Source organism: Prescottella sp. GW823-FHT02E09, assembly GCF_058797375.1.
Map to the genome: position 1 here is coordinate 111,779 of NZ_JBXAJP010000010.1, position 18,194 is coordinate 129,972.

At 68.0% G+C, this 18,194-nt stretch carries 18 protein-coding genes; 3 read left to right on the forward strand and 15 right to left on the reverse strand.

Features of this window, described 5'->3' with window-relative positions:
• Positions 1-109 precede the first annotated feature (109 nt).
• The 11 genes from AC1RIF_RS22655 to AC1RIF_RS22705 all read right to left on the reverse strand — a co-directional run bounded on the left by AC1RIF_RS22655 (position 110) and on the right by AC1RIF_RS22705 (position 9,312).
• Positions 110-466 carry a hypothetical protein gene (locus AC1RIF_RS22655; RefSeq protein WP_492603621.1) on the reverse strand — a complete coding sequence of 119 codons (357 nt, stop codon included), beginning with the start codon at positions 464-466 and terminating at the stop codon, positions 110-112.
• 132 nt (positions 467-598) lie between these two features.
• Positions 599-1,063, reverse strand: coding sequence for an Hsp20/alpha crystallin family protein (locus tag AC1RIF_RS22660; RefSeq protein ID WP_492603622.1), 465 nt, complete (start codon positions 1,061-1,063; stop codon positions 599-601).
• A gap of 134 nt (positions 1,064-1,197) precedes the next feature.
• Positions 1,198-1,950, reverse strand: coding sequence for a succinate dehydrogenase/fumarate reductase iron-sulfur subunit (locus AC1RIF_RS22665; RefSeq protein WP_492603623.1), 753 nt, complete (start codon positions 1,948-1,950; stop codon positions 1,198-1,200).
• A 1-nt stretch (position 1,951) separates the two neighbouring features.
• Complete coding sequence (locus AC1RIF_RS22670) at positions 1,952-3,883, reverse strand: fumarate reductase/succinate dehydrogenase flavoprotein subunit (protein WP_492603624.1); 1,932 nt, start codon at positions 3,881-3,883, stop codon at positions 1,952-1,954.
• Positions 3,884-3,926: 43 nt separating this feature from the next.
• On the reverse strand, positions 3,927-4,730 hold the full coding sequence (sdhC, locus tag AC1RIF_RS22675) for a succinate dehydrogenase subunit SdhC (protein ID WP_492603625.1): 804 nt from the start codon (positions 4,728-4,730) through the stop codon (positions 3,927-3,929).
• Between the two features lie 11 nt (positions 4,731-4,741).
• Positions 4,742-5,026 (reverse strand): Rv0250c family protein, encoded by a 285-nt coding sequence (locus AC1RIF_RS22680; RefSeq protein WP_492603626.1) that lies wholly within the window; start codon positions 5,024-5,026, stop codon positions 4,742-4,744.
• 211 nt (positions 5,027-5,237) lie between these two features.
• The gene (locus AC1RIF_RS22685) at positions 5,238-5,723 is read right to left on the reverse strand and encodes an SRPBCC family protein (protein ID WP_492603627.1); all 486 of its coding nucleotides are present in this window, start codon (positions 5,721-5,723) and stop codon (positions 5,238-5,240) included.
• 3 nt (positions 5,724-5,726) lie between these two features.
• Positions 5,727-6,068 (reverse strand): ArsR/SmtB family transcription factor, encoded by a 342-nt coding sequence (locus AC1RIF_RS22690; protein WP_492603628.1) that lies wholly within the window; start codon positions 6,066-6,068, stop codon positions 5,727-5,729.
• A gap of 64 nt (positions 6,069-6,132) precedes the next feature.
• Positions 6,133-6,819, reverse strand: a complete 687-nt coding sequence (gene bioD / locus AC1RIF_RS22695) for a dethiobiotin synthase (RefSeq protein ID WP_492603629.1) — start codon at positions 6,817-6,819, stop codon at positions 6,133-6,135.
• Complete coding sequence (locus tag AC1RIF_RS22700) at positions 6,816-7,970, reverse strand: 8-amino-7-oxononanoate synthase (protein WP_492603630.1); 1,155 nt, start codon at positions 7,968-7,970, stop codon at positions 6,816-6,818. The genes bioD and AC1RIF_RS22700 overlap by 4 nt, the downstream gene beginning before the upstream one ends.
• 64 nt (positions 7,971-8,034) lie before the next feature.
• Positions 8,035-9,312 (reverse strand): adenosylmethionine--8-amino-7-oxononanoate transaminase, encoded by a 1,278-nt coding sequence (locus AC1RIF_RS22705; RefSeq protein WP_492603687.1) that lies wholly within the window; start codon positions 9,310-9,312, stop codon positions 8,035-8,037.
• A 126-nt stretch (positions 9,313-9,438) separates the two neighbouring features.
• Between AC1RIF_RS22705 and AC1RIF_RS22710 the strand changes: the two genes are divergently transcribed.
• Complete coding sequence (locus tag AC1RIF_RS22710) at positions 9,439-11,511, forward strand: acyltransferase family protein (protein ID WP_492603631.1); 2,073 nt, start codon at positions 9,439-9,441, stop codon at positions 11,509-11,511.
• Positions 11,512-11,558: 47 nt separating this feature from the next.
• Here the strand turns inward: AC1RIF_RS22710 and AC1RIF_RS22715 are convergent, their stop codons facing one another.
• A complete protein-coding gene (locus tag AC1RIF_RS22715; protein ID WP_492603632.1) occupies positions 11,559-11,762 on the reverse strand; it encodes a hypothetical protein in 204 nt (67 codons plus the stop codon).
• Positions 11,763-11,791: 29 nt separating this feature from the next.
• Between AC1RIF_RS22715 and AC1RIF_RS22720 the strand changes: the two genes are divergently transcribed.
• Positions 11,792-12,430, forward strand: coding sequence for an HD domain-containing protein (locus AC1RIF_RS22720; RefSeq protein ID WP_492603633.1), 639 nt, complete (start codon positions 11,792-11,794; stop codon positions 12,428-12,430).
• 10 nt (positions 12,431-12,440) lie between these two features.
• On the opposite strand, the gene AC1RIF_RS22725 is transcribed toward AC1RIF_RS22720, so the two are convergent.
• Positions 12,441-13,688 (reverse strand): cytochrome P450, encoded by a 1,248-nt coding sequence (locus AC1RIF_RS22725; protein WP_492603634.1) that lies wholly within the window; start codon positions 13,686-13,688, stop codon positions 12,441-12,443.
• Positions 13,689-13,905: 217 nt separating this feature from the next.
• On the opposite strand from AC1RIF_RS22725, the gene AC1RIF_RS22730 reads away from it, so the two are divergent.
• Positions 13,906-14,694 (forward strand): GNAT family N-acetyltransferase, encoded by a 789-nt coding sequence (locus AC1RIF_RS22730; protein WP_492603635.1) that lies wholly within the window; start codon positions 13,906-13,908, stop codon positions 14,692-14,694.
• Between the two features lie 845 nt (positions 14,695-15,539).
• On the opposite strand, the gene AC1RIF_RS22735 is transcribed toward AC1RIF_RS22730, so the two are convergent.
• Both AC1RIF_RS22735 and manD read right to left on the reverse strand, forming a co-directional pair.
• Entirely contained in the window at positions 15,540-16,979 is a 1,440-nt protein-coding gene (locus tag AC1RIF_RS22735) for a mannitol dehydrogenase family protein (RefSeq protein WP_492603636.1), read from the reverse strand.
• Complete coding sequence (gene manD / locus AC1RIF_RS22740; protein WP_492603688.1) at positions 16,969-18,183, reverse strand: D-mannonate dehydratase ManD; 1,215 nt, start codon at positions 18,181-18,183, stop codon at positions 16,969-16,971. Before manD ends, AC1RIF_RS22735 begins: the two co-directional genes overlap by 11 nt.
• Positions 18,184-18,194 lie beyond the last annotated feature (11 nt).

Consider the following 18,194-nt stretch of genomic DNA (forward strand, 5'->3'; position numbering starts at 1 on the left):
CCTGTGTGCTCGCCGACGCGGGATTTGCGTCGATGTTCGTCATTGCACCAACGATACGTCGGTCCGGCGCGGCGGAGCGAGTGACGATTGCGTGTCGATCCCTCTCACCTCACCAATGCGGCCCCGCGACCACCAGGAACACGACTCCGGCGGTGACGCCCAACGCCCCGCTCAGGATCCCGAACAGTGCCTCGAGCGACCTCGGTTCGTCGTCGGCGACAGCCTCGGTCCGGGACGCGACGACACCGGTGACGATCGCACCGATGCCGAGCACGATGCCCAGACCGAACGTCCAGAACGTGATGACGGACAGGGCCCCGAGGGCCAGCGACGTGTCGCTGCCCGCGCGGCGCAGCACCGCCAGGACGGCCGCGAGCGGCGATGAGGAAGGACGTGCGAGTCGGGAATCGGGGACGGGAGAGGGTTCGGGAGCGGAGTCGGGGGAACGGTCGGCAACGACGGACATGGTGGAGCGGAGCTTTCTCGAGCGGAGGACAGGGGTGAGTGTGCGGGATCGCAGACCGAATCGGTACGGGACCGGGCCCGTACCGATTCGGCCGACGCTGGCGTCGGGTGCTGTCGGTTCTGGCGGTCGGTTCTAGCTGTCTCCTGTCCTCTCGCCCGCTCCGGCCTCGATGGTCCGCGGCGTGTCGGTCCCTAACCGGGTGACCTCGACCCGACGCGGCTTCGCACGCTCGGCAATCGGGATCATCACCGTGAGAACACCATTTTCGTAACTGGCAGAGACCTTTTCGGCATCGACGTCGTCCCCGAGGGAAAGCTGCCGGCGGTATGTTCCACTGAACCGTTCGGACGCGAGCCACTGGACATGCTCCTGCGAGGGCGTACTCCGGTGCGCCGTCAGGGTCATAGTCCCGTTCTCGATGTTGACGTCGACCGATCCGGGATCGACGCCGGGCAGGTCGGCATGGAGTACGTAGTGATCGTCGACGCGGTAGAGGTCCATCGGCATGAACCTCGGTACGCGCGTGTCAGCCATCGGGCTGGAGAGAAGGCTTCGAGTCAGTGCATCGATATCCGAGAAGGGGTCGAAGCGCAGCACAGCAACACACCTCCTGAGCATCTCCGGTGCCCGCCACCCGACGGGCAGCCGATCAACTGTGCATCCCAAAATTAGCACTCCTGCAAGAGGAGTGCCAATTGTTTGTTCGGCAGCTGACGCCCGGTTCCGGTGGACTACCTTCCTCGCCGAAACAGCTTGTTACCCAGCCACACCACTGGGTCGTACTGCTTGTCGGCGACACGTTCCTTCATCGGGATCAGCGCATTGTCGGTGATGTGGATGTTCTCCGGGCACACGTCGGTGCAGCACTTGGTGATGTTGCACAGACCCAGCCCGAACTCGGATTGTGCGGCGTCGCGTCGATCCGCGGTATCCAGGGGATGCATCTCGAGCTCGGCGATCCGCATCAGATAGCGCGGGCCGGCGAACGCTTCCTTGTTCTCCTCGTGGTCCCGTACGACATGGCACGTGTCCTGGCAGAGGAAACACTCGATGCACTTGCGGAACTCCTGCGAACGCTCGACGTCCACCTGCTTCATCCGGTACTCCCCCGGCGCGAGCCCGGTCGGTGGCGTGAACGACGGGATCTCGCGCGCCTTCGTGTAGTTGAACGACACGTCGGTGACCAGATCCCGGATCACGGGGAAGGTGCGCATGGGCGTGACGGTCACGACGTCGTCCTCGCCGAACGTCGACATCCGCGTCATGCACATCAACCGCGGCTTGCCGTTGATCTCCGCCGAGCACGATCCGCATTTGCCGGCCTTGCAGTTCCACCGCACCGCGAGGTCGGAGGTCTGCGTCGCCTGGATGCGGTGGATGATGTCGAGGACGACCTCGCCCTCGTTGACCTCCACCGTGTAGTCGCACAGGTCCCCGCCCGACGCGTCGCCGCGCCACACCCGGAACTTCGCGTCGTAGCCCATGTCAGGTCGCCCTTCCCGGATGCCCCTCGAGCTCGGCGTCCGTGTAGTACTTCCCCAGTTCGTCGATGTCGAAGAGCGCCAGCAGATCCGGGCGCATCGGCACCTGTTCCTCGCGGGTGACGATCACGTCCGGGATCGCGACGTCGTCGCCCAGTGCCGGATCGCCGGGTACGGTGCTGCAGACCAACAACGTCGACCGCCACTGCGCGTCCATCGACGGGTAGTCGTCGCGGGTGTGCCCGCCGCGGCTCTCGGTGCGCATCAGCGCGGCGCGCGCGACACACTCGCTCACCAGGACCATGTTGCGCAGATCCAGCGCCAGGTGCCATCCCGGATTGAACTGGCGATGGCCCTCGACCGTTACGCCACCGACGCGGGACTTGATGTCGTCGAGCCTCGCGACGGCACGCTCGACCTCCTCCTCGTTGCGAATGATGCCGACCAGGTCGTTCATGGTCTGCTGCAACTCGGTGTGCAGGGTGTACGGGTTCTCCCCCAGCCCCTCCACGGGCGGGTCGAACGGCGCGAGCGTGGCGGCCGCCGCGGACACGACGTCCGCTTCGGCCACCGCGGGCCGAGTCGCGAGGGCCTGGACGTAGTCGGCCGCCCCGAGTCCCGCGCGCCGACCGAACACCAGCAGGTCGGACAGCGAGTTGCCGCCGAGCCGGTTCGACCCGTGCATGCCTCCGGAGCATTCTCCGGCCGCGAAAAGCCCGGGCACCGTGGATGATCCACTGTCGGGGTCCACCTCGATGCCGCCCATCACGTAGTGGCAGGTGGGACCGACCTCCATCTGTTCCTTCGTGATGTCGACATCGGCGAGTTCCTTGAACTGATGGTGCATCGACGGCAGCCGCCGCACGATCTCGTCCGCCGGCATCCGGGACGCTATGTCGAGGTACACGCCGCCGTGGGGAGTGGAGCGCCCGGCCTTGACCTCGGAGTTGATCGCACGTGCCACCTCGTCGCGCGGCAGCAGGTCGGGGGTGCGACGGTTGTTGTCCGGATCGTCGTACCACTGGTCGGCCTCCTCCTCGGTCTCCGCGTACTGACCTTTGAACACCGCAGGGATGTAGGAGAACATGAACCGCTCGCCGTCCGAGTTCTTGAGCACGCCGCCGTCGCCACGGACACCCTCGGTGACGAGGATGCCCTTCACGCTCGGCGGCCACACCATACCGGTCGGATGGAACTGGACGAACTCCATGTTGATCAGGTTCGCCCCGGCCCGCAGCGCCAACGCGTGCCCGTCCCCGGTGTACTCCCACGAGTTGGACGTGACCTTGAACGACTTGCCGATACCACCGGTCGCCATGACGATCGCGGGTGCGTCGAACAGCACGAACCGCCCCGACTCGCGCCAGTACCCGAAAGCGCCGGCGATCCGGTCGCCGTCCTTGAGCAGTTCGGTGATCGTGCACTCCGCGAAGACCTTCACGCGCGCCTCGTAGTCACCGGTCTCGGCGAAGTCCTCCTGCTGCAGCGAGACGATCTTCTGCTGCATCGTGCGGATCAGTTCGAGGCCGGTGCGGTCCCCGACGTGCGCCAGCCGCGGATAGGTGTGACCGCCGAAGTTGCGCTGGCTGATCCGGCCGTCCGAGGTGCGGTCGAACAGCGCGCCGTAGGTCTCGAGTTCCCACACCCGGTCCGGCGCCTCCCGCGCGTGCAGTTCGGCCATGCGCCAGTTGTTGAGGAACTTGCCGCCGCGCATCGTGTCACCGAAATGGACCTGCCAGCTGTCCTTGGAGTTCGCGTTGCCCATCGCCGCGGCACAGCCGCCCTCCGCCATGACGGTGTGCGCCTTGCCGAACAGCGACTTGCACACCACCGCCACGGACAGGCCCCGCTCCCGCGCCTCGATGACGGCCCGCAGCCCGGCGCCGCCGGCGCCGATCACCACCACGTCGTAGCTGTGCCGCTCCACCTCTGCCACGTACTCCCCCTCCGGCTGGAATCGCTCGTGCCCGTCGAACCCGTCAATTGATGAGACGCAGGTCGGAGATGGTGCCGCTCGCGACCAGCATGATGTAGAAGTCGGTGATCATCAGCGTCGCCAGCGTGGTCCACGCCAACTGCATGTGCCGGGTGTTGAGGTTGCTCACCCACGTCCACAGTCGATAGCGCACCGGGTGCGCCGAGAAGTGTTTGAGCCGACCGCCGGTGACGTGACGGCACGAGTGACATGACAATGTGTACGCCCACAGCAGGATCACGTTGGCCGTGATGATCAGGCTTCCCAAGCCGAGACCGAAGCTTCCGTTCGGACCCTGGTACGCCCGCACCGCGTCGTACGTGTTGACCAGCGATACCACCAGCGCGACGTAGAAGAAGTAACGGTGCGCGTTCTGCACGATCAGTGGGAGCCGCGTCTCCCCGGTGTAGGTGGAGTGGGGCTCGGCCACCGCGCAGGCGGGCGGCGCCAACCAGATCGACCGGTAGTAAGCCCTGCGGTAGTAGTAGCAGGTGAGCCGGAAGCCGAGCAGGAACGGCAGCACCAGGAATCCGAGCGGGATCCACATCGGTAGCTCGCCCACCCACGTGCCGAAGTGACTCGCCCCCGGCACGCACGATTCGCTGATGCACGGCGAGTAGAACGGCGTCAGATAGTGGTAGTCGTCCACCCAGTACGCGGTCCGCACGAACGAGCGGACCGTCGCGTACACGACGAAGACCGCGAGCCCGAGCGTCGTCAGCAGCGGCGCCAGCCACCACCGGTCGGTCCGCAGTGTGCGGGCACCGATGTCCGCCCGAGCCGGTGGCGGTGCACCGATCTCGGTCACGCGGGGCGTCCTCACGCGTTCTCGTGCGGATTGCCGCCGAGGCCTTCGTCGTCGGCCCCCTGCCACAGCGAACGGTCGTACGGGGTATCCGGCACCTGGACCCGTTCGGTGCCCGCCCCGACCGCGGGCCGCGGGGGTGACTCGGTGAGGTCGTGGGCGTCGATGTCCAGACGATCGACGTCGTTGGCGAGCCGCCGCACTGCGGCCGCATCGCCGTAGACGTCACGCAGCGACCCGACGCACTCGCGCAGGTGGCCGATCGTGCGCTGGAGATCCATCACTTCGGTGGTGGTCATCGGTACCTCCGAAAAGCACTGGTCGAATCGTCGACTCGATCGGAGCGGTACCAGGGCTGTCGGTCCGCCGCCCGATCTGCCTACTCGATGTGATGGCACTCACAGTACGTCAAGCGCCGCGTCGTCGCCGTCGATTACCCGGACGGTGCCGTAATACCGGTGGTACCGCCGCCACCGCCGACACCGGTGTGCGAACGGCCGCCGCGTGCGGTCAGGACGCGAGGAGCCCGTCGATCTGGTCGATCGCCGACGTGGCCCCTTCGATCACGCCCATGTCCAGCACCTTCTGCAGCGCCTCGGCCGACTCGAAGGCGCTCGTGTACGTGGCCAGCGTCCCGCCGTCGCGCTCGGTGAATGTGTAGACGTTCGTCGACACCGGCATCTCGTCATTCGGGGTGAAGTCCTCGTCGGCGAAACCGTCGGCGAACGAGAAGCTCCGCGGCGCGTCGACCGCCGAGATCTCCCAGTAGCCGGCGAACTTCTCACCATCCGGGCCGGTCATGAAGTACGTGACACGTCCGCCCGGCGCGAACTCGTGGTCCACCACCGTCGCCGGGTACGTCGGCGGGCCCCACACCTTTTCCAGTTGACGCGGGTCGGCGTAGACCTGCCAGATCCGCTCGACCGGCGCCGCGAACTCGGCGGTGATGGTCAGGGTGAGCGAGTCGAGATCGTGCTTGACATCGGTGACAGGCATTGTTCAGTCCTCCTGGGTCGAGTCGAAAGCGATCAATTCGTCGATACGCGCGATGCGCCCGCGCCACACCTGCTCAAACTCGGTGAGCATGGACGCCACCGCACGCACCGCAGCCACATCGCCACTGGCCAACTGCTCCCGACCGCTTCGTCGCTTGGTGAGCAGGCCGGCCTTCTCCAATACGGAGACGTGCTTCTGCACTGCGGCGAAGCTCATGTCGTACCTTGCCGCGAGCACGGAAACCGAGTGTTCCCCGGCCAGTACGCGGCGCATGATGTCACGCCGGGTGCGGTCGGCGAGCGCGTGGAACAGGGCGTCGGCCCTGTCCTCGTCGTCCCCGTTCACACCCTCAACGTACAACCGATCAGTTGTGTGTCAAGCTCGGAGAGCTGCGATCGCCGGGGATCGTTCAGCTCAATCCGGCGAGCCACTCGGCGTCGAACCACGCGGGGGCCGCCGCCGCGAACCCGCTCGGGTCCTTACTCGCGACGCCCGCGGGCACCCGTCCGACCAGGTCGGCGCCGGTGACCGCCGGCAGGTCGTCGAGGTTGCACAGCGCCGCGAGGTCGGGCCGCTCCGGCCAGGAGCCGACGACGAAGCCGGCGCACTTCACCCCCGCCGAGTCGAGCGCCTCCGCGGTGAGCGCGCAGTGATTGAGGGTGCCCAGTCCGGCCGCGGCGACGACGACAACCGGCGCACCGAGGTCCGCCGCGACGTCGCGCAACGTGAACCCGCCGACTCCGAGGCGCACCAGCAGGCCGCCCGCGCCCTCGACCAGCGTCACGTCGTGGCGCGCGTCGAGATCGAGCACCGCCGTCACGATCTCGGACCGGGTCAGCATCGGGAGCCCGCTGCGGCGCGCAGCCGTGTCCGGCGCCAGCGGTTCGGGATACCGGGCCAGCTCGACGGTGGCGGTGACACCGCCGAGCCGGGCGACCTCGGCGAGATCCCCGGGCTCGGCGTGGGCGACACCGGTCTGCGCCGGCTTGCACACCGCCACGGTGCGCCCGGACCGACGCAGCGCAGCGGCCAGCGCGGCCGTGACCACGGTCTTGCCGACGTCGGTGGACGTCCCAGAGATCACCAGCACGCTCATGCCGGCGCCCTTACGCGAGCACCCGAAAGAACTTCGGCGAGAACGCTTTCGATCCGGTCCATCTCGCCGACGTCGATCGTCGCGCGGGCCGTCAGACGCAGCCGCGACGTACCCTCGGGCACCGACGGCGGCCGGAAGCAGCCCACGTGCAGTCCCCGCTCCCGGCACGTTGCCGCCGCCGCGAACGCCACCTCCGGGTCACCGAGGATCACCGAGACCACCGCCGACTCGGGCCGCGCGACGCCGGTGACACGGGCGAGATCGCGGGCCCGATCGAGCACCGCGGCCGCCCGCTCCGGCTCGCGGATCAGCACCGACAGCGCCGCCCGAGCCGCCCCGACCGCGGCGGGCGCGAGGCCGGTGTCGAAGATGAAGGTGCGCGCCGTGTCGACCAGATGGGCACGCACCCTGCCCGACGCGAGCACCACCCCGCCCTGGCTGGCAAGCGACTTCGACAGGGTTGCGGTGACTACGACGTCCGACTGCCCCGCCAGCCCCGTCTCGTGCACCAGCCCGCGCCCGCCGACCCCACGAACACCGAGGCCGTGCGCCTCGTCGACCAGCAGCACGGCGCCGTGCTCGCGGCACACACGGTGCATCGTGTCGAGCGGTGCGAGATCGCCGTCCGCGCTGAACACCGAATCGGTGAGCACCAGCGCGCGCTCCTCGGTGCGCTCGGCAAGTGCACGCCGGAGGAACTCGACGTCGGCGTGCGGCGCCACCACCACCCGGGATCGGGACAGCCGGCACGCGTCCACCAGCGAGGCGTGACAGCCTGCGTCGGACACGATCAGCGCACCGGGGCCCGAGAGTGCCGTGACGGCACCGAGATTCGCGGCATATCCGCTCGCGAACACGAGCCCGGCCTCGGCCCCGACGAACTCGGCGAGCTCACGTTCGAGCAGGTCGTGATCCGACGTCGTGCCCGTCACCAGCCGTGAGCCGGTCGCGCCACCACCCCAGCGCCGGACCGCGTCCACGGCACCCTCGATCACCTCGGGGTGCCGGACGAGGCCGAGGTAGTCGTTGGACGCGAGGTCGATCACCGGGTCGGATTCGCCGCGCGCCCGCAGCTCGCGGCGCAGTCCGGCCGCCCGCCGGGCGCGTTCGACGTCGTCGAGCCAACTGAGAGCATTGCGATCGGTTCCCACCCGCAGCACGATACAAGCCCACTTGAACGCCGTTCAAGTGGGCTGTACGGCCGGTCTCACCGGATCACGCCGGGGATTGGCTCCGCGCGGCCGCGACGATCCCGGCCGCGATGCGGTCGACCTCCTCCGCGGTGCACACGTAGGGCGGCATCGCGTAGATCAGATTCCGGAAGGGACGCAGCCACACACCGGCCGCGACGGCGGCATCGGTCGCGGTCTGCATGTCGACCGGCTCGGCCAACTCGACCACGCCGATACCGCCGAGCACCCGCACGTCGACGACGCCGGGAAGGTCCCGCGCCGGTGCCAGCCCGCGTTCGAGTCCCTCGTTCAGCGCCGCGACCTCGGCCCGCCAGTCCCGGGACAGCAACAGTTCCACCGCGGCGACCGCGACGGCGCAGGCCATCGGGTTTCCCATGAACGTCGGTCCGTGCATGATCCCGCCGCCCTCCCCGCCGCTGATCACCTCCGCGACGGCCGTGGTGCACAGGGTCGCGGCGAGCGTGAGGTAGCCGCCGGTGAGGGCCTTGCCGACACACATCACGTCGGGCGCGACTCCGGCGTGGTCGGCGGCGAACAGCTCGCCGGTGCGACCGAAACCGGTGGCGATCTCGTCGAACACCAGCAGCAGTTCGTGCTCGTCGCACACCCGGCGCAGCTCCCGCAGATAGTCGGAGTGGTGGAACCGCATGCCACCGGCGCCCTGCACGACGGGCTCGACGATGATCGCGGCCAGCTCGTCGCGATGCTCGATCACGAGCCGCTCGAGCTCCGCGACGTACGCGGCGTCGTACTCGCGCGGCGGGGCGGGCGCGAACACCTGACGGGCCAGCACGTCCGTCCACATCGAGTGCATGCCGCCGTCCGGGTCGCACACACTCATCGGCGCGAACGTGTCCCCGTGGTAGCCGCCGCGCCAGGTCAGGAGCCGATGCTTCTCCGGCCGCCCCCGGGCGCGCCAGTACTGCAGGCACATCTTCACGGCGACCTCCACCGAAACCGAGCCGGAGTCGGCGAGGAACACCTTGTCCAGACCGGCAGGTGTGATCTCGACCAGCAACTCCGCGAGACGAGCGGCAGGCGCGTGGGTGAGACCACCGAACATCACGTGACTCATCCGGCCCAGCTGATCGGTGACCGCGGCATCGAGCACCGGGTTGCGGTAGCCGTGCACCGCGGCCCACCACGAGCTCATGCCGTCGACCAGTTCGGTGCCGTCCGCGAGAGTCAGGCGGGCACCCTCCGCGGACTCGACGACCAGGGGGGCCGTCGACGCGGGAAACGCGCCGTAGGGATGCCACAGATGTTCGGCGTCGATCGCGACGATCCGCTCGGAAGACATGCGCAAGGAGTTCACGGCGCTCGACTGTAGGTGGTCCGGCGCCGCTGCAGGTATTTTGGGGACGTCGCTGCCGCGACCGCTCCGCGGCAATACGGGATCGCTCCCGAGCCGCCTCGAAAGGATCGCGTGTCAGTCCGCTCCACCGCCCGAACCCTCGGCGCCCCCACGGGCCCCGAGAACCGCATTCGACCAGCTCACCGCCTCGATCTGGACGGCCTCCGTGGCCTTTCGATCGGGCTGGTGGTCGTCTACCACGTGTGGTTCGGACGGGTCTCGGGCGGCGTCGACATCTTCCTGGCCCTGTCCGGATTCTTCTTCGTCGGATCACTGTTGCGGGTCGCGGAAGGGCCGTCCCGGCTCGATCCGCGCCCGGTCGTGGGGCGAATCACCCGACGGCTCGGACCGCCGCTCGTCGTGGTGCTCGCGGCCACGGTCGCATTCACTGTCTGGGTCCACCCGTCGACGCTGTGGTTCGAGACCGCGCGGCAGACGACCGCCTCGCTGACGTTCCTCCAGAACTGGCATCTCGCCGATACCGCGAGCGACTACCTGGCCGCCGACCCGTCGGTGAGCCCGCTCCAGCACCTGTGGTCGATCTCGGTGCAGGGCCAGTTCTATCTCGCCGCGATCGTCGTCGTCTTCGCGATCGCGTGGCTGCTGCGCACCCGCGGGTGGCCCGTCCGCGGTCCGCTCGCGGTCATCCTCGCGGTCCTGGCCGCGGCGTCCCTGCTCTACGCGACGACCAGCGAACTGCCGCAGACGTGGCTGTACTACGACACGGCCGCGCGGATGTGGGAACTACTCGCCGGCGGCGTGCTGGCATGCGTCGCACCGTGGATCCGGGTGCCGCGCGCGTGGCAGATCGCGCTGTCCGTCACCGGTCTGGCGATCGTCCTCGGCTGCGGCATGGTGCTCGACGGGCGCAGCGAGTTCCCCGGACCGTGGGCACTGGTCCCGGTCGGCGCCGCGCTCGCGTTCATCGTCGCGGGTGCGCAGCCGGCGAACGACGCGCGGCCGAACCCGGTCTCGGCCCTGCTCACCTCCCGCCCACTGCTGCGCCTGGGCACCGTCGCGTACGCGCTGTACCTGTGGCACTGGCCGATCCTCATCGGCTACCTGGTGATCGCCGATCGCCCGGAAGCAAGTGTCGGCGGCGGCGCCGCCGTGATCGTCGTGTCGCTGGTTCTGGCGGAGCTGACGACCCGACTGATCGAGACCCCGATCCGCCGGACCGTCGACCGCGGCCGGACACGCTCGGCGCTCGTCGCGGCCGTCGCGACACTCGCGGTCGTGGTGGCCGCCGCGTCGGTGACCTGGACCGGATTCGTCGATCGACGCACCGAACAATGGGCCCAGCAGGGGCCACTCGATCCCGTCACCTATCCGGGTGCGGCGGCCCTCACCTCCGGCGCCGACGTCATCAAGGCGCGCGAGCAGCCGTCCCGATTCGTCGCCCATGCCGACCTGCCCCCGACCACGGGCGACGGATGCATGTCACAGGCCGGCCAGATCGAGGCCCTCACCTGCACGTACGGCGACCTCGACGCCGAGCGGACGATCGCGGTGATCGGCGGATCGCACGCCGAGCACTGGATTCCGGCACTGGACATCCTGTCCCGCGAACACCGTTTCCGTCTGGAAACGTTCCTGAAGGTGGGGTGCCCTGCCCTCCTCCCCGTCGGTCCCGACTACCCGATCGGCGAGTGCGAGGAGTGGACGTTCGGGGTGGTCGACGCCCTGACGGAGCTACGCCCCGACTACGTGTTCAGCACTTCGACCCGCCCCCGCCCCGGCGAACCCGGCGACTACACCCCGGAGACCTACGTCGCACTCTGGCAGGAGCTGGAGAACCGCGAGCTACCGGTGATCGCACTGCGCGACACGCCGTGGCTCGAGGAGGACGGCGTCAGCTACCGGGCGGCGGACTGCCTCGCCCGGCGCGGCGGCGACGCCGACTCGTGCGGCGTCGACCGCGCAGAGGTCCTCGAGCCCGTCGACCCGGCGCTGGCCGCCACCGCGTACCTGCCGACCGTCCAGGTACTCGACCTCTCGGATGCGGTGTGCGGGACCGAGCGCTGCCGCGTGATCGAGGGCAACGTCCTGATCTACCGCGACGACGACCACCTCACCGCAACCTACGTGCGCAGCCTCGCACCCGAACTCGGCAACCGCCTCGGCCCCGCCACCGGATGGTGGTGAACGCACCTGCGGACGGGCGCCGTGAGCCCCTCGGCGTTGCAGGAACTTCAGCACCGCCGGAACGCGGCGATGTCCGTCGATCTCGGGCAGCCGGTGTCACCGATCGTGCGGTGGAGCGCGGCGACGACCGCCGGTGCCGCGGATGTCGCGATCACCTTGGGATCGGCGGTGATTCCCGCGACGAGGTCGATGCGGGCGGCCCGATGATGCTCGTCCTCCCCGGACCCTCCAGGGAGACTGGAACCAGCCACACATCGACGCACAACTCCGGAGGCTCGACATGGCTGATGTCATCGCAGGAATCACCATTCCCGATACCGACCTGGTTCGCGAAGCGACCGCACTCGTCGAGAGAGCATCCGACGAGACACTGTTCAACCACTCCAGGCGTGTGTTTCTCTGGGGATCCCTCAAGACCGCCCGGCGCGGTCTCGACGTCGATCCCGAACTCGCCTACGTGGGAGGCATGTTCCACGATCTCGGCTTGACCCCGGCCTACGCCACCGACGATCGGCGGTTCGAACTGGACGGCGCCGAGGCTGCCCGGACCTTTCTGCTCCACCACGGACGTTCCGAGCAGGAGGCACGCAACGTCTGGCTGGCGATCGCGCTGCACACCACTCCGGAGGTGCCACTCCGGCTCGCGCCGGAGGTCGCGGTCGTGACGCTCGGAGTCGAGACCGACGTGCTCGGCCTCGACCTCGACGAGATCACCGAGGAGCAGCGCGCCGATGTCGTGGCGGCGCACCCGCGACCGGATTTCAAGAACCGGATCCTCGAGGCGTTCTACCAAGGCATGGTCGACCGACCGGACACCACGTTCGGAACGATGAACGACGACATCCTGGCCCACTTCGACCCGTCCTTCCGGAGGAAGGACTTCGTCGAGATGATCCGGACCAACGCGTGGCCGGAATGATCGTGGCCGCTCAGTGCGGCACCGGGCACTTCCCGCTGTAGTCGACCTGGAGTTCCTTGATGCCGTTGATCCACCCCGACCGCAGCCGCCGAGGGTCGCCGAGCTTCGTGATGTCCGGCATGTGGTCGGCGATCGCGTTGAACATCAGCTCGATCTCCATCCGGGCGAGGTTGGCACCGATGCAGAAGTGTGCACCGGTGCCGCCGAAGCTCAGATGGTCGTTGTCGGCCCGGGTGATGTCGAACGTCGTCGGGTTCTCGAACACGTCCTCGTCGAAGTTCGCCGACGAATAGAACATGACGACGCGATCGCCCTTCCGAATCTGCTGACCGCCGAGTTCGGTGTCGGACAACGCAGTTCGCTGGAATCCGACGACGGGGGTGGCCCAGCGGATGATCTCGTCGACGGCAGTGGTCGGACGCTCCCGCTTGTACAGCTCCCACTGGTCGGGGTTGTCCATGAACGCCATGATCCCGTGCGTGATCGCGTTCCGGGTGGTCTCGTTGCCGGCCACGGCGAGCAGCAGCACGAAGAAGCCGAACTCCTCGGACGCCAGCGCGTCGCCGTCGATGTCGGCTTCGACGAGCGTGGTGACGATGTCCTGCGCGGGGCACTTGCGCCGGTCCTCGGCCATCGCGTACGAGTACGCGAGGATCTCGGCGGACGCCGTCGCCGACTCCTGCGCGAACTCGGGATCGTCGTAGCCCATCATCTGGTTGGACCAGTCGAAGATCTTGTGCCGGTCTTCCTGCGGCACACCGATCAACTCCGCGATGGCCTGCAGGGGCAGTTCGCACGCCACCTGCTCGACGAAGTCGCCGGCGCCGGCCGCGACCGCATCCTGCACGATCTGCTCCGCCCGTGCCTTCAACGCCGGACGCAGGCTCTGGACGGCCCGCGGCGTGAAGCCACGTGCGATGACCTTGCGGAGCTTGGTGTGATCGGGGGCATCCTTGTTGATGAGCAGGTGCCGCATCATCTCGACGGTCTCGCGGGGCATGTCGTCGGAGAAGCGCGCGATCGCGGTGTTCTCCCACGTCGAGAAGACGTCACTGTTGCGGGAGACCTCTTTGACGTCGGCATGCCGGGTCACCGCCCAATAGCCCTCGTCGGGGAACCCGCCCTTCGTGGGTGGCTGCTCGACCCAGTGCACCGGAGCCGACTTGCGCAGTGCTGCAAACTCTGCGATCGGCAACCGCTGCTCGTAGACGTCGGGGTCGGTGAAATCGAAACCGTCGGGGACACCGGAAACTGCCACGCAAAACACCTTCTCTCGGGACCGTTACCGACCGCAGCCGGCTTACGTGACCATGATCACATGACCTCCTGAGCCGCCGCTTGGACGATTGATACAGCGGGGCGGTCGAGAATTGTGCGGACCGCACAAATTGAGGTGAACCTTGCAGTTAGTGTTGCCGGCTGACGGATCCCGCCAGATTTCCCCGACCGCTTCACGAAATGCGAGGCTGGTACGCATGGCGTCAGATCCTCGTTCAGATACCCGCCCGACCGGACACCAGGACTCCCGCGAACTCCTCGCGAACGACTGGGCGGAGATCGACGATATCGGCCTCGATCACCCGGTTCACTTCTCCCTGGCCGGTGCGCACACCCCCTTGTCCCGCACCGTCGGCCGGGCGGCCACCTACGCAGAGGACGTGTCGACGTTCTGCTCGGTACCCATCGACCCGGGGCCCGAAGACTGGGACGACCTCGCCCGACTGCTCGGGACCGGCGGCTTCGCCGATCTCTTCAGTTGTCCGGAACCCCCACCGGCACACTGGGACCCGGTCTTCGCCCTGGACGGATTGCAGATGGTTGCGCCGCCATCTACGCAATCGCGTCCAGCCGCGACGGAGGACACCCTTCCCGCTGGGTACGTACTCGTCGAACTCGGTCGGGCTGACCGGCCGGAGATGCTCGAACTCGTGACCGAAACGCGCCCGGGTCCTTTCCGGCCCCGCACACCGGAATTCGGCACCTACCTCGGAATCCGGCACGACGGTGCGTTGGTCGCGATGGCGGGTGAGAGGCTGCGGCCGCCTGGATGGACCGAGATAAGCGCCGTCTGCACCGCTCCGGAAGCCCGCGGCCACGGCCTCGCCGCACGCCTGGTCCAAGCGCTCACCGACCGGATCGCCACCCGCGGAGACAGGGCATTCCTCCACGTCGCCGGCACGAACACGCAGGCGATCAACGTCTACACGCGTCTCGGATTCCGGCGGCGCCGGGACGTGACCTTCCGCGGGTTCCGGATCCCCTGAGGGCAGCCCGCAGCCACCCCGGATGAGTTGTCCGACAACGAACAACACGGCGTGGCCCTGACTGAATCGACCCGCCACACCGCAACGCCCGATGACTGCCACTCTGCATCTGGGACAGATGGCCCAGTGTCGGCGGAGACGATCCGCTGCCGAAGGTCTCGATCCCGAACCGGGACTACTTCCTCTTCCGCGGCTCGGTCGCGGACTTCGCCGACTGGGAGCCGGTGAACATAGATGACACGCCCCCTCGCCGGCATACGGGCTGTTCCGCCGTTGACATCCGAGGATCGTGCTCGCATGTTTCTCGCATGGCCGCCTCATCGGATCCGACCAGCTTGCACCGCACCGACAGCTCGGGCCAGTTCGAGTCGGTTCTCTGGCCAATCGGACAAGTCGCCGACTACCGTGGTGTCTCGACGTCGCGGGCCCGTGCATTTCTCGCCAGCCGCGGCAACAAGCGGATCAGCACCTACCCAGCCGATCAGGTCCGCCGTGTTGTCCGCCGTCAGGGCGCGCGGACCGATCTGCCGACCGTGCAGGCGCCGCCGTCACTCCGGCTGCCGACCGACGTCTCGAGGTCACCACGTCGAGCCTGACGCCCCTCCCGCTCCCCCGGCCGCGGGACGGCGCACCGATGCCGTCGACGACGGTGATGCCATCCCGTGCCACCGCTCGAGTGCGGCGAAGGACTCGACGAGTACGCCTTGAGATGGTCGGGCAAGACGTCCGAGCCGGGGGGCGCGCTCACCCGCAACCAGGTGCCGTCGGGTGCTACACCGTCGTCGCGCAGCTCGGGGAGCTGCGGAGCGCCCCGGAGCCGTTCAACTTCGCGTGATGTCGAATCCTCAGAGTTCGGACAGCACTGCGAACACGCCGTGCCGCTCGAGCTCGGAGAGTCTGGTTCCGAGGTCCCGGACGAAACTCGCCGACTGCGCGAGTTCGTCGCCCGCCGGGCCGAGGCACCGCATCGACGCGATGATCGAGTCGGGGGCGGCGATGCCGCCGCCGGATGCGATCCCCCGTAGGCGGTCCGACATCGCATCATGAACACCGAGCGGTCGGCCGGAGTTCGACCTCGCGCCGACCGTGTAGAGCAGCCACGCCGCGACGATGGTGATGCCGTGGACCGGTTCGCGTCCCGCCGCGATGGAATCCCGAACGGTGTCGAGGATCCGGAGCGGAATCTTCTGCGATCCGTCGCGCGCGACCTGCTCGGTGGTGTGTCGCAGCGCGGGATTGGCGAATCGCTTCAGTGTGGTCGCGAAGTACTCCCGCGGACTGATCCGGTCGCCGTACCGTGCCGTCAGGGCGGGAACGATCTCTCGATCGGCGAATCGCTCCACGAATCGCGCCAGGATCGGATTGATCACCGCTTGCTCGATGGTGTCGTGGTCGGTGAGCGCGCCGAGATAGGCCAACGTGGAATGCGCGCCGTTGAGGACGCGCAACTTGAGCTGCTCGTACGGAGCGGTGTCGTCGACGAACGTGGCCCCGGCGGCTTCCCACGCCGGGCGGCCCGCGCGGAAATCATCCGTGAGTACCCATTGCTTGTACGGCTCGGTGAACACGGCCAAGCTGTCGTACCGGCCCAGGACATCGGCGGCCCGCCGGAGGTCGGTCGCTGTGGGTGACGGGGTGATGCGGTCCACGACCGACGACGGGAACGACACCGCAGAGTCCAGGTAATCCTCGAGTGCACGACGCCGGCCCGGTTCGAGCGCGGCTGCGAGGGTGTCGATCGCCCGGAGCAGGACACGGTCCGTGCCGCGGACGTTGTCGCAGGCCACGAGAGAAATCGGCGCCGCGTTCCGGTCGAGGCGCAGCAACAGACCGTCGAGCACGGGAGAGAGAACTGCGTGGTTGGTGTAGCCCTGTTCGGTGATGGTCAACGAGACGATCCGGGTCGTGGACTCGGCGATGTGGTCGACGACGCGAGCGTAGTCGCGATTCATCGAAACGCCTTCGGCGATCGACCCGACCACCCGGACACGCTCGGAGGTGCCGTCACTCTCGGTGACGCTGTAGTAGCCGTCCTGAGCGGTGAGAGCGTCGCTCACCGTCGCCGATCGTGGGCTGACGGCCAGGATGTGCCAACTGTCGTCCTGATCCGCGACCATCGCTTCCTCGGTGTACACGGCCTGGTGCGCCCGATGGAAGGCGCCCGGGCCGATATGGACGATCCCGGCAGGGGCCCGGCCGCGCTGGGACGGCGGCCGGACCGTTCTCGGCAGATCGGTCACGGTGCCCGCGGACAGGCGCAGGGTGGGGGCGGGGTCACCAGTCATGGATCGTTCCGTCGAGGAGCCGGTTGACAGGCAGCGACCTCGGCTCGTAGGGGTACTTGGCTGCCGCCGCCTCGTCGATCTCGACGCCGAGTCCGGGTTCGTCACCGGGCAGCATGTATCCGTCCTCGAAGCGGTAGTTGGTCCGGAAGACCTCGCTCGCCGGTTCGAGATGACCCATGTACTCCTGGATGCCGAAGTTGGGTACGGCAATGTCGAGTTGCAGTGCGGAGGCGAACGATACGGGCGAGAGATCGCCCGCGCCGTGGGATCCGGTCCGGACGCCGTACAGGGCCGCGAGGTCGAAGATCTTGCGCAGGTGCGTGATTCCTCCGGCGCGCGAGACCGAGCAGCGAATGTAATCGATCAACCGGTTCGAGATCAGATGCTGGCAGTCCCAGATCGAGTTGAAGATCTCGCCCACCGCCAGCGGGGTCACCGTGTGCTGGCGGATCAATCGGAAGGCGTCCTGGTCCTCCGCGGGCGTCGCGTCCTCGATCCAGAACATGTTGAAGGGTTCGAGCGACTTCCCGAGCCGCGCCGCCTCCATGGGCGTGAGTCGGTGGTGTACGTCGTGCAGCAGATGGAAGTCGTATCCGAACTTCTCCCGGACCGCCGCCACCATCTCCGGCGCGAACCGGAGATACGCGGAGGTGTCCCAGCGGTTTTCGGTCGGAAACCGAGAGTCGGCCGGTTCGTAGGTGTGGCCGGTACCGTCGTGATGAATGCCGTACGTACTGTCGAGGCCGGGGATCGAGGCCTGAACACGCACCGCGCGGTAGCCGGCTTCCAGATAGTTGCCCACGTCGGTGAGCAGATCGTCGATCGTGCGCCCGCTGGCGTGGCCGTAGATCATGACGCCGTCACGCGCCCGCCCACCCAGCAGTTCGTGCACTGGCCTGCCGGTGGACTTTCCGAGGATGTCCCACAGCGCGCAGTCGACGGCGGCGATCGCGGTCATGGTGACCGGCCCGCGACGCCAGTACGCGCCTTTGTACAAGTACTCCCAGATGTCGGTGATCCGGGACGCGTCTCGTCCGATCAACTGCGGGCAGACGTGGTCGCGCAGATACGACACCACGGCGAGTTCGCGCCCGTTGAGGGTTGCATCGCCGAGTCCGGTCACCCCGGTGTCCGTCGTGATCTTCAGGGTGACGTAGTTCCGGCCGGGGCAGGTGACGATGACTTCGGCATGCGCGATCTTCATGGTTTTCATGG